The following is a 12,384-nucleotide window of genomic DNA, read 5'->3' as shown; positions in this document are numbered from 1 at the left end:
GTTGATATCTTTGATGCTTGTCAATAAAGACTTGTTTTGAGTTCATTACTTTGCTGTTCCGTTTTTCCCCTAAGCCGTTGGTTGTTCGCTCCGGGCATGGTTTTGCTTTTCGGTTCGAAGTGCTTCTCTTTGCTTACTGAATACGTAGGCTACAATTTTTTCCCTTTCTTTTTCGGCAATATCAATAAAGTTTATGCCTAAATCATACATTTGTTTGTTGTTTTTAATTATACTGGTTGCCCGTATGATTTCCCCGTATGTGTCAATAAACACCGGAGGTAATTTGCATAAATTTATATTCACATGAATAATCTGGCCTTTATTTGCCGGTTCAAATGTTAGTATGCTGATGCCTGATGCGCTAATATTATTCCCAATCCCAGAATTTATAAATGCCGGATTTAATGTTTTGGATTGGGCTTCATTTGATAATAGCATAGATAAAATACAGTCCAGTTTTTCATCCATTTTAACAAGAAATTCTACCAGAAAATCATCATATCCATCAATCTTGGAATCAAAATCTACCTTGTTATTATTATCGGAAAGCATATGGGTTATCTTTAATTTTTTTCTATCACTGTTTTTAAGTGAATCGGACTTTTTGCTAAGAAAATTGTATTCTTCGGGAGAAATAATTTCATAGTTGACAGCATATGATAAAGCTGTTCTCACATACGAGCGTAATTCTTTTCTTTTCGAAATCATTTGTATCTCCAGACTGTAAAAATCATATAACTAGTATTGGCAGCTTCTAAGTCCGGTTTCATAATAGAATGCTGTTTATAGCAGGATAGTGCTTTTGATAAACAAGCAGCAATTTTTATACCATGTTGTGTATAATCTTTTGGGAGCATCACAAAGCCAGTAATATCATGAAAGCTATATTATATATAGCCTATGCATAACAGCTATAGGTCTGTATTTTTGGCGTCACCGTCAAAGTCTTGACGATGCATCTGCTCCTGTTAATGGGTTTTGTGAACCAGGAAAAAATTTCCACCTTATATTAATTATTACTTTGTTATCATTGGCTAACCGGCAAAAACTCTATTAACAGGCCGGAGACGCTTAAGCCAAAGTTTATGGTAGGTTCTCATGGCATAAACTTTGCTATATTAATATTTTGGAAAATGAAAAGATATCGTGTCAGGCCATATTTAATAATCCGGAAAAACACAGCAAGTATTATTATTCTAAGAACTGATTAAAAATCGCTATTTTAACCGGGCAAAATACTGTTTTAATAGTTTTAAAAAAGTCTTCTACTATTAAACTGCATTATTAATTTGACCCTCCTAAAATGAAATGGTCATGGTTTTGTCATATGGATTTATCAACAAGGCAATTTAAGAAACTTAGCAAACTTGTCCATCATGAATGTGGAATAAACCTTCATGATGGAAAACAGTCACTTTTGCAATCTCGACTTGACAAGAGGTTGCGTGCTACCGGTATAAAATCTGTCAAAGAATATATAAGAATACTAGAAAACGACCAGAGAGAATTAATAAATTTTCTTGATGCAGTATCAACCAATCATACCTATTTCTTCAGAGAAAGCCATCATTTCAAATGTCTTACGAAAGAACATATGAATATATGGTGTGCTGCTTCATCCAGCGGGGAAGAACCATATTCAGTGGCTATATACTGTCTTGAGCAAGGCTTTAAACCAACAATTATTGCATCTGATATATCAACAAGAATGCTGCGTATGGGACAAAACGGAGTATATGGTTTAGAAAAAGTAAAAAATCTTCCGCCCAATATTTTAAAAAAATATTTCCAAAAAGGCATAAACTCTCTGAGCAATCACGTTCGTGTAAAAAATGAAATAAAACAGATGGTTACATTTAAAAGATACAACCTTATCTCAGATCCTTTACCATCACAAACTTTCGACATTATTTTTTGCAGGAATGTATTTATATATTTTGATAATGAAACAAAGTCTAACGTTGCGCACAAATTATATAGCGCTTTGAAGATGTCCGGTTACCTTATTATAGGCGGTGCGGAAAGCTTAAATACTATTAATCATCCCTTTAAGTATGCACAACCGAGTATTTATAATAAAGCCAAGCCTTGCTGAAAAACTATAACTGATATTATTGGTATCAAAATTAAAATGTTATAGAATAAGAGCGTTTAATGATTCATAGCTTAAACTATAAACAACCTAAAGCTATTCTTGATTATTACCGATAATAGGCTCAACTCAAGAAAGATTTTGTATATTCGATATTAGCACTGCCAAAAGGGAGTGTTATGTTAAGATTTACAAGAGATATTTTAGCTTTATCTATAAAAAGGAGGCGAAAGCAAATGGCAAAAATGGCAGAAAAATTAGGCCAGGTAATAAATGAAATGACTGACAGAGAAGGAAAATATCTTACTTTTACAATGGCCAACGAGGAGTACGGAATAAGCATTTTAAAAATAAAAGAGATTATTGGAATGATGCCGATAACTCCGGTTCCTCAAACACCTGAGTTTATAAAAGGAGTAATCAACCTTCGCGGCAAGGTAATTCCTGTAATAGATTTAAGGCTCAGGTTCGGAATGGAAAGAATGGACTACACTGAACGGACCTGCATAGTGGTTGTTGAAATATCAGGCGAGGCTGAGACCGTTATGATCGGCATTGTGGTTGATTCTGTTTCGGAAGTATTAAACATAAAAGCGGAAGATATGGAAGAAACACCTACCTTCGGCACGAAACTGAATACCGATTATATACTTGGGATGGCTAAATTCGAAGGCGGAATCAAAATTCTTCTCGATATCGATAAGGTTTTAAGCCGTGATGAAGTTGCTATAATAGAAAAAGTCTGACTTTAATTAGTTCTTACCGTATGGTTTTAAAGCGGCTTAAAGTTCAATGATGAATTATAAGGAGAAAGAGTTATGTCTTTTCAAAATGTGAAGTTAGGCACGAAAATAGGAATCGGCTTTGGAATCATTTTGTTTTTATTAGGTGCTACTGCATTAATCGGCCTTACCAGAATAAAAACTATTAATTCGTATATGGAAGATATTATCAGCAATAAAAATGCTGCAGTACTACTGGCCAATGATTTAAGCAAAGAGATGAATATAATAACTCAATCTATAAGAAATATTGCTTTAAGCGTTGGACTGGATATTGTGAAGAACGAGAAAAATAATATTGATAAAGCCCGGGCCGAATTCAATAATATTTATCTTCAACTGACGGCTAAAGTCAAAGATGAAAAAGGTAAGGAGCTTTTGTCTGCCGTAGTTGAGCACCAGCAAAAAATTGACTTGCTGGTAAATAAAGCCGTAGACTTTTGTATGTCAGGATATGCTTCTTCTGATAGTACTAATGTGACATCAGTCGGCACACTGACTTCTCTCGATGGCAATGCCAGGGCAGCCGATGTAATTATGCTTGATATGCTTACACCCCAAAAACAAATGATTGAAGCTGTTGAAGCAATTATTGAGTATCAGGGCCATCTAAGCGATCAGGCATTTAATAATGCTAAAAGCGCTTATACCAGCGCCCGTTATATAATGATATCTCTTGCGATAGCTGCAATTTTATTGGGATCTTTCATAGCCTTTTTTCTGACGCAAACCATAACAAAACCGATTAATTATGTGGTTAAAGGACTTACTGATGGTTCAGAACAGGTAGTATCTGCGACTCTACAGGTATCCTCATCAAGCCAGTCGCTTGCCGAAGGGGCCTCCGAGCAGGCTGCATCAATAGAGGAAACATCATCCTCTCTTGAAGAAATGTCTTCCATGACTAAACAAAACTCGGATAATGCAACCCAGGCAGATAATCTCATGAAAGAAGCTAATCAGGTTGTAGAACAGGCAAACAACTCCATGGAAGAGTTGACCAAATCCATGTATGATATTTCATTAGCAAGTGACGAAACATCCAAGATCATCAAAACTATTGACGAAATAGCTTTCCAGACCAATCTTCTTGCTTTAAATGCTGCGGTAGAAGCTGCCAGGGCAGGCGAAGCTGGTGCAGGTTTTGCGGTAGTAGCCGATGAAGTGCGAAATTTAGCAATGAGGTCGGCAGATGCGGCTAAGAACACTGCGCAAATGATTGAAGGAACTGTAAAGAAGGTCAGAGAAGGCTCTGAGCTGGTAACAAAAACCAATAAAGCCTTTCAGGATGTATCCAATAGCTCCTCAAAAGTTGGTGAGTTGGTGGGAGAAATTGCAGCCGCATCAAAAGAGCAGTCTCAGGGCATTGAACAAATAAACAAAGCTGTTGCAGAGATGGATAAAATAGTACAGCGTAATGCTGCCAATGCAGAAGAATCTGCCAGCGCTTCCGGTCAGATGAATGCCCAGGCAAAGCAACTCAAGCAATATGTAAGAGATTTGGTATTAGTAATAGGAGGAAAAAACGCCAACGATATAATCAGCTCCAAGCCTTTATCTGCCAGAAGTAATAAAGTAGCTCAACAAAGTAATCAACAATATAAATACGAAGAACAAACCGCTCTTCCGCCCCCTCATATAAATAAGCATGAGAAAAAACAAGGAAGAGATAATAAAGCACTAAAACCTGAACAGTTAATCCCTTTTGAAGAAGATGACTTTCAGGATTTTTAAGTAAACCTTATATAGAAAGTTCTTTGACGATTTTATTGTGAAGTCGTCAAAGAACAGTTTTATAAAATATAAAAGATTGATTAGATAATAAGGCTGGATTTATAGTGTTGAAAGGTACCGGCTATATGGCAATTGCCATATAGCCGGTACCTTATAATCGGAATATTATAGTTTACTGCTTTAGTAAAGTCTTAGAAAACATCATCCATAAAAGCATCTACAAGCTTTGCTGCAACAGCATTATTGTTAATTTCGTAAGTTCCTGATTCAATCTTTTCTTTTATTTCCAAAACTTTTTTCTCTCTGACATCCGGGGTTGAAGATATAACTTTATTTGCCAGCCTGACTTCTTTTGAGGCTTGGGAAAGATTAACTATAGCATCCTGGCTTTCAGTATTTATTTTGCTGTCTTTTTGCCCATCCGGAAGTTGTTGCCCTTCCTGAATATTAGGCGTTGCATTTGCCAGCTGTTTATTAATTTCATAATTTGTAATCTTATCATCTATTCTCATTATTAACCTCAATTACCAATCTGCTTAATATCGTCAACATTAAGCATTTTTATAGTTTCTCCTTCTTCATCTATCATCTTAAACAGGAGATCTTCAGAAATATTTTGAGATACTTTCGACTGAATTTCAGAATTAGCCTCATATTTTTTTAACAGTTTATTTCCAATTTCATCTTTTGTGCTGTAACCGTTTATTTTATTTGCAATACTCGTAGCAATTTTTTCGCTGACAGCTTTTTGCTTAGCAGTGCTTGATATAGTAACACTATCCGGCGATTGAGTAGGATTCTTAACAGCTTTACTCGATGCTCTGCTGTTTCTAAGCTGATCATGGTAAACCCGTAATACATTATTAACTTGATATGCTGAAATAACCATAAAAACTACTCCATGTTTTGTACAAATAAATAAAATCCATTCAAACATTTTATCGGCAATATAAAATAAAACTTTAGCAAAAAAATAATTTATTTTATTTTTTGCTAAACGGCAATTATTTGACGCTTCTTTCAATGTTTAAAAAAAGCTTGACGCGTCATGAATTTGACTATCAAAATAAAGAACTTGTTTTGAACTGAGCATTGAATCTATATAGCGGGTAAATTTTCCGAAGCCTTGTGCCATGAGTTTCAATTAGCACAATTATTTAAGCGGCAGGCAATACCCGCCTTGGTTTGTGCAAAAATCAAAAAAAACTTACCGATTATGTCTTGCAGATATCTCCATATGAAGCCCAATTATTCAATTACACAAAATATTTAACAGTTAAAAGAACTTGGCATATTGATTGCTTAATCTAAAGTAAATATTGTTTTTAGCTATTGTGTTTTTGTTATGTAATTGTGAAAGCAGGTTTTTTTAGTGTGGGGCATACCGATTTATATCTTTAAATATGATGCCCATAACTTTGATGCTGGAAATTTTCAGGATGAGCAGTTCTGTTATAAAGGCTGACAAAACTATGTTTTCAGTCGGTACGCCAATAAAAGTTGGTGTAACCGAAGGGGGCGGAGCCTGTCCGGCAGATAATACTTACCCAAACCATTTCAAGCTATTGATTACTGGATTGAGCAGATGATCACCACAGTGTCATGGCAGGATAAATTAAAAGAAACTTATACGAGCCAGTTACAAAACGCCCCATTTTGGCCAATCTCTGCGTTGGGCTCAAATTTCACACGAAGTGACACGTAGTGAAGCATAAGCGCTAACCTTTAGCGCTATCCTCGAAATACTAAATGTATTCCTGTGGTTGAAATTTTCTCCCGCCTTGAGCTTGACCAAACTGAAACGTTTTGAAAGTGGCTCATACAAGTAATGCTATAGTAGACATGGTACAAAACAATTTTAGTCGTAATTGAACAAACTCTAAAGGAAGGCATAATGTTATGAAAATAGTTATTTTCGCAGGAGGTTTGGGTACACGAATATCTGAAGAATCCCACCTGAAGCCCAAACCAATGATAGAGATTGGAGAGAAGCCTATCCTCTGGCATATCATGAAAATATTCGAGGCACAGGGATTCAATGATTTTATCATATGCCTTGGTTATAAAAGCTATATGGTTAAAGAATATTTTCTAAACTACTATGTATATAATTCAGATGTTACCGTCAATCTTCAAACTAACAGTTTTGAAGTCCATCGTTCCAATGCAGAGGATTTTCGAGTTACACTTGTTGATACAGGCCTTGATACAGGCACAGCCGGTCGTTTAAAACGTGCACAACATTACATCGGTAATGAGGAATTTCTATTAACCTATGGAGACGGTGTTGCTGATATAGATCTAAAACAACTGATAGCCCACCACCATGAACATGGTAAAATAGGAACTGTTACAGCAGTACAACCGGAAGGCAGATTTGGCTTGCTTGATATTGACACTGACTCCCATGTGGAAAAATTCAATGAAAAATTACTTGGAGACGGTGGATGGATCAATGGTGGTTTTTTTGTACTAAAGCCCGAAATATTTAATTACCTTCCTGAAAACGCAGACCAATTGATGTGGGAGGAATATCCTTTAGAAAAACTTATACAGGATAAACAGCTCTCTGCATATAAACATCAGGGGTTCTGGAAGTGCATGGATGCTATACGAGACAAGGCAATACTTGAACAGCTCTGGTCATCAGGCCAGGCAAAATGGAAAATCTGGGATTAAGGTTAAAACAGCGCATGTTCAAAGGGATTTATAATAATAAAAAAGTCCTTATCACAGGGCATACAGGCTTCAAAGGTTCCTGGCTGGCTCTGTGGATTTCACATATGGGTGCTGAAGTTACCGGATACTCCCTTCATCCACCAACAGAACCTAATCACTTTCAGCTTCTCAACATGGATATAAAATCCGTGATTGGTGATATTCGTGATGCTGACAAACTGAAAAAGGTTTTCAAAGAGCAAAAACCCGATATAGTGTTCCACTTAGCGGCTCAGGCAATTGTAAGGGAATCCTATAAAGATCCGTTTACAACATTCAGCAGTAATGTAATGGGGACAGTAAATGTATTCGAAGCGGCAAGAGGAACTGAAAGTGTCAGGGCTATTATTAATGTAACCAGTGATAAGTGCTATGAAAATAAAGAATGGGCATGGGGATATCGTGAAATTGATCAGGTGGGAGGATATGATCCCTACAGTGCCTCAAAGAGCTGTGCAGAAATACTCACCAGCTGCTGGCAAAAATCATTTTTCAATACTGAAGACTACGGCAAGACACATCAGACTCTTCTCGCAAGCGCACGTGCAGGGAATGTTATAGGCGGGGGCGATTGGGCAGCTGATCGTCTTATTCCTGATATAATGCGCTCAATCCATCAGCAAAAAACAGTAATAATACGAAATCCAGGTGCTATTCGACCATGGCAGCATGTACTTGAGCCGTTAAGCGGTTATTTACTCCTTGGTCAAAAACTTCTGGATGGACAAAAGGATTTTGCTGAAGCCTGGAATTTCGGACCCTCAGATGAAGGTAGTATTACAGTAGAGGAAATACTTCAGAAAATTAAAAAGATTTGCTCCAAAATGGATTATGAAATAAATCAAACACCCCATCAACCCCATGAGGCAGGTCTGTTAAAACTCGATTGTTCCAAAGGCAGGACAAAATTAAAATGGCTACCGGTTTGGGCAAGCGATGAGACCATTGAAAAAACAGCACAATGGTACAAGGAATTTTACGAATCCGGCAATATACTAAGCCTTGAGCATATTAATAATTATATCTCAGATGCGAAAATAAAACGCATTCCCTGGTTGAAATAGTGAAATTTACAGAAATAAAACTTAAAGGGGCTTTTATCATAACACCTGATCTTATTAAAGATGAAAGAGGTTTTTTTGCACGGGCATTCTGCAGACATGAGTTTATAGATCATGGCTTAAATCCTGACCTGTTTCAATGCAATATCTCCTTTAATAGAAAAAAAGGCACCTTACGAGGTATGCACTATCAGGTAGCCCCGCATTCCGAAGCGAAACTTGTTCGATGCACTTCCGGCTTTATTTATGATGTTATCATTGACCTTCGGCCTGAATCACCAACGTTTAAGCAATGGTTTGGAGCAGAACTCTCTGCGTCTAATCATCAAATGCTCTATGTGCCGGTAGGTTTTGCTCATGGTTACCAAACACTTGAAGATAATACAGAGGTGTTTTATCAGGTATCAGCCTTTTATCATCCCGAAGCTGAAAACGGCCTCAGGTGGAATGATCCTGCATTTGGTATCAAGTGGCCGATTCCTGTCAGCACTATCTCAAAAAAGGATGCATCTCATCCCGATTGGAAAAGCGAATAATGCGAGTATTTGTAACAGGAGCCCCCGGGTTTATTGGTTCCCATGTAATGGAAAAGCTTCTTTCAGGAGGCCATCAGGTTGTGGCGTTGATTACTCCTGATAACCCTATGCCCCGTTTACAATTATTAAAGAATGATTTTACAGTCATCAACGCTACTCTGGAAAATACTCAGATGCTGGAAGAAGTTGTTAATGAATTTAAGCCGGAAGCCTGTATTCATCTCGCATGGTATGCTGAACCCGGGAAGTACCTTGATTCAATAAAAAATATCCAGGCACTAACATCAAGCCTGACACTATTTCAGACACTCATCGAGGCTGGTTGCAGGCATATCATTGCGGCAGGTACGTGTTTCGAATATAATACCAACTTTGGATACCTAAACGAGGACACCCCTACCCTTCCTGCAAGCCTTTATGCTGGAACCAAGCTTTCATGTTTTCTGGCAGGAAGCCAGTTAGCAACAAAAAATGATGTTGCCTTTTCCTGGGCACGGATATTCTATCCCTACGGACCAAAGGAAAATCCAAAACGACTGGTGCCAGCGGCAATAAATTCATTAAAAGAAAGTATGGCCTTTCCATCAAGTCCTGGGGAACAGATACGCGACTATATTCATGTCTCGGATGTAGCCTCGGCTTTTTCCACATTATTAGAAAAAAGGGCTGACGGAATATTTAATATTTCAAGCGGATCCCCTGTGTCGATTCGACAATTACTTGAAACAATAGGGGAACTGATGAATCAAAATGATTTAATTCAGCCAGGCGCAATATCTTACAGGGCATGGGAGCCTCCTTTTATATGCGGTGATAACACACGATTGAAAAATCTTGGCTGGACTTCAAAATATTCGCTACGTGATGGTTTAAAAAACACTATAAATTCATTGTCATATGATTAAGTCCAAAGCATACAAGGGATTCAGTGAATAAAAAAAAGGTACTTCACATAACGCCCCATTTTGGTGGCGGAGTCGGCTGTGTCCTGATGTCACTTGTTTTTAATCTGTATACAAGGGATGATTTTGAACACGAAATTGTAAGCCTTGAATACGCTAATGAAAAAGCCAAATTCTGGAGTAATGCTAACAGAATAAAGATATATGAGATAATATCGCCTGACAATAACTGGCTGCATGAAAAAATGCAAAACGCAGATATTGTCCATATCCATTTCTGGAACCACCCGCTTTTATATAAGTTGCTATATTCTTTTTCAGGCAAAAAGGCCCGTGTTGTAATGTGGAGCCATGTAAACGGGCATTATGCACCATATTTATTTAACGACTCAATATTTGATTTTCCTGAAATGTTTGTCACAACAACAGATTTTAGCCTTACACAAAAAGATATCATAAAAAGAAGTAATGACTGGCAACGCAGCCATATACGATCAATTCCTTCATGTTGCGGACTGAATAACTTTGATAAAATAGATCCGATTCCACATAATACCTTTAACATCGGCTATATAGGCACAGTTGATTACTGCAAAATCCACCCTGATTTTATAAATATGTTCAACAAAGCAGATATTCCGAATGCCCGGTTTATAATTGTGGGAGGAGATTCTCATATAAGTATGGAAGAAGAAGCCAGAGAAAAAGGCTGTATTAACAAGTTCAAATTCACTGGAAAAGTTACCGATGTTAAGGGATATTTAGCTGAATTTGACATTTTTGCCTACCCCTTGCAAAGAGAGAACTACGGGACAGGAGAACAGGTTTTAATAGAGGCAATGAGCGCGGGAATTCCACAGGTTGTATTTGCGGGCGGCCCAGAGGAACATGTTGTTCAGGATGGCCTTACAGGGTTTGTCGCAAACAGCAAAGAAGAATTTATTGAGTTGATACAAAAGCTGTACTGTAATGATGATTTGCGAAAAAAAATGTCCGTCGCGTCAAAAAATTATGCAAAAGAGAACTTTACCATAGACAAACCGGTAAGAAGCTGGCTGGAAATATATCAGGAACTCTTGTCCCGTCCAAAATCAAAATGCATATTCAATAAATTTGAAAGCTCAGACTTTGCTGTTTCACTGTTTCTGTTAGCATTTGGGGAGTGTGATGCCTCCCACATTTATAAAAAGATACTTGGGTATTACCCTGATGATGTACCTCTTGAACTCAGCGAAAAAGCTACACAGCTGCCTCAGATTTTTAAAGGCAATACAAGGGGAAGCATAAAACATTACAGCGCTTTCTTTGACAATGAAAAATTAAAGTATCTGGAAAAATATGGAACTATACAATGATAAGTTCTTCTGCTGCCATTAAGTTATCCAGGGTTTGCCCTGTTTGCAACAACAACAAGGCCTTTTTGCTCGGTGACATCAAATATGCAATTTATGACAACTACCCTGTTAGAAATGACGTAAAACTTGTATCCTGCAACAAATGCGGAATGGTCTTTTATGAAACACCATCTACTGAATATGACTACAATGAATATTATAAAAAACACAATTATTACTATACAACAAAAAGCCAGGGTATGGGCGGGGAGACATCAAAAGACCAGAACCGTTTTTTGAGCTATATTAAGCTCATTGAAAAATATGATATTCCAGATAGTAAAATTAGTGTTGATATTGGCTGTGCCAAGGGTGGACTTTTAAGAACTCTTAAAGAAAAAGGTTATACCAATCTGTGTGGGGTTGATTCATTAGATGCAAATATCAATCGACTGCAGGAAACTGCTGTTGCTGATGTTCGCACAGGAACCGCAACAGATGTTCCTCTGCCTGATGTATCATGCGGCATGGCATTTTTAACTCATACAATTGAGCATGTGTTTAACCTGAAAAAGGCCATGTCAGAACTTTTCAGAATACTCGATGCTGACGGCATTGCCTATATCGAAATTCCTGATGCTGCCAGCTACCCAACCTATAGAGATGCACCTCTATATGATTTTTTCCATGAACATATTAATTATTTTGATAAACCGGCGCTTAAAAACCTTGTAAATATTAATGGATTTGAATGCCTTGAAGTTGGAAACAAATCCTTTGACGGTCATGACCAGGCAGAAGAAGAATGTTTGTACTGCATTGTAAAAAAAAATGGTTCTATGCATAAAATAAGGCCAAGCTTTTTATTATCAGAAAAATGGCATGGGAATTTGTTCAAGACACCAGGGCCAATAAAACAATTTCTGGAAAATTATGACAGCGCTCGCCCTGTATATATTTGGGGATTATCATCCTATATGTTATATCTGCTGGCTTCTTACCTTTTACCCAGATGCAATATTGCAGGCCTCCATGATTCTGATGAATATAAACAAACCAGGACAATCAGAAATTATAAAATAAACTCCCCTGAAATTATGTTTCAATTGGATAAATCCGCTATCATAGTTATACCAACAGGCCCATACTCTTCAAAGTTGAAGAGCTTGCTATTTGAAGGCAACTTTAAAGGTGATGTTTATCTGTTGTAGTGAGAGGATTTTTT

The 12,384-nt window shown here is 37.3% G+C and carries 13 protein-coding genes; 10 read left to right on the top strand and 3 right to left on the bottom strand.

The window, feature by feature from the left end; translation table 11 throughout:
- Positions 1-69: 69 nt before the first annotated feature.
- The gene (locus tag KKC46_03240) at positions 70-708 is read right to left on the bottom strand and encodes a PilZ domain-containing protein (protein MBU1052830.1); all 639 of its coding nucleotides are present in this window, start codon (positions 706-708) and stop codon (positions 70-72) included.
- A gap of 619 nt (positions 709-1,327) precedes the next feature.
- Between KKC46_03240 and KKC46_03235 the strand changes: the two genes are divergently transcribed.
- From KKC46_03235 to KKC46_03225, 3 genes are all read left to right on the top strand, one after another.
- Entirely contained in the window at positions 1,328-2,095 is a 768-nt protein-coding gene (locus KKC46_03235; GenBank protein ID MBU1052829.1) for a protein-glutamate O-methyltransferase CheR, read from the top strand.
- A gap of 233 nt (positions 2,096-2,328) precedes the next feature.
- Positions 2,329-2,838 carry a chemotaxis protein CheW gene (locus KKC46_03230; GenBank protein MBU1052828.1) on the top strand — a complete coding sequence of 170 codons (510 nt, stop codon included), beginning with the start codon at positions 2,329-2,331 and terminating at the stop codon, positions 2,836-2,838.
- Between the two features lie 72 nt (positions 2,839-2,910).
- Positions 2,911-4,608: an MCP four helix bundle domain-containing protein gene (locus KKC46_03225; protein ID MBU1052827.1), complete on the top strand. Its 1,698-nt coding sequence runs from the start codon at positions 2,911-2,913 to the stop codon at positions 4,606-4,608.
- A 191-nt stretch (positions 4,609-4,799) separates the two neighbouring features.
- On the opposite strand, the gene flgM is transcribed toward KKC46_03225, so the two are convergent.
- On the bottom strand, positions 4,800-5,120 hold the full coding sequence (gene flgM / locus KKC46_03220) for a flagellar biosynthesis anti-sigma factor FlgM (GenBank protein ID MBU1052826.1): 321 nt from the start codon (positions 5,118-5,120) through the stop codon (positions 4,800-4,802).
- Positions 5,121-5,128: 8 nt separating this feature from the next.
- Positions 5,129-5,632 carry a hypothetical protein gene (locus KKC46_03215; GenBank protein ID MBU1052825.1) on the bottom strand — a complete coding sequence of 168 codons (504 nt, stop codon included), beginning with the start codon at positions 5,630-5,632 and terminating at the stop codon, positions 5,129-5,131.
- Between the two features lie 415 nt (positions 5,633-6,047).
- Between KKC46_03215 and KKC46_03210 the strand changes: the two genes are divergently transcribed.
- The 7 genes from KKC46_03210 (at position 6,048) to KKC46_03180 (ending at position 12,370) form a co-directional block, all read left to right on the top strand.
- A complete protein-coding gene (locus KKC46_03210) occupies positions 6,048-6,197 on the top strand; it encodes a hypothetical protein (protein ID MBU1052824.1) in 150 nt (49 codons plus the stop codon).
- Between the two features lie 310 nt (positions 6,198-6,507).
- Positions 6,508-7,287 (top strand): glucose-1-phosphate cytidylyltransferase, encoded by a 780-nt coding sequence (gene rfbF / locus KKC46_03205; GenBank protein MBU1052823.1) that lies wholly within the window; start codon positions 6,508-6,510, stop codon positions 7,285-7,287.
- Positions 7,269-8,390, top strand: coding sequence for a CDP-glucose 4,6-dehydratase (gene rfbG / locus KKC46_03200; protein MBU1052822.1), 1,122 nt, complete (start codon positions 7,269-7,271; stop codon positions 8,388-8,390). Before rfbF ends, rfbG begins: the two co-directional genes overlap by 19 nt.
- Positions 8,390-8,923, top strand: a complete 534-nt coding sequence (gene rfbC / locus KKC46_03195; GenBank protein MBU1052821.1) for a dTDP-4-dehydrorhamnose 3,5-epimerase — start codon at positions 8,390-8,392, stop codon at positions 8,921-8,923. Before rfbG ends, rfbC begins: the two co-directional genes overlap by 1 nt.
- Positions 8,923-9,828: an NAD(P)-dependent oxidoreductase gene (locus KKC46_03190; GenBank protein ID MBU1052820.1), complete on the top strand. Its 906-nt coding sequence runs from the start codon at positions 8,923-8,925 to the stop codon at positions 9,826-9,828. Before rfbC ends, KKC46_03190 begins: the two co-directional genes overlap by 1 nt.
- A gap of 23 nt (positions 9,829-9,851) precedes the next feature.
- On the top strand, positions 9,852-11,180 hold the full coding sequence (locus tag KKC46_03185) for a glycosyltransferase family 4 protein (protein MBU1052819.1): 1,329 nt from the start codon (positions 9,852-9,854) through the stop codon (positions 11,178-11,180).
- Positions 11,177-12,370, top strand: coding sequence for a class I SAM-dependent methyltransferase (locus KKC46_03180; GenBank protein MBU1052818.1), 1,194 nt, complete (start codon positions 11,177-11,179; stop codon positions 12,368-12,370). The genes KKC46_03185 and KKC46_03180 overlap by 4 nt, the downstream gene beginning before the upstream one ends.
- Positions 12,371-12,384: the final 14 nt, after the last annotated feature.

The organism is Pseudomonadota bacterium (assembly GCA_018817425.1).
Taxonomy (GTDB): domain Bacteria; phylum Desulfobacterota; class Desulfobacteria; order Desulfobacterales; family RPRI01; genus RPRI01.
Note: the sequence above shows the minus strand (reverse complement) of the source record. Positions and strands in the feature narration are given on the sequence as shown.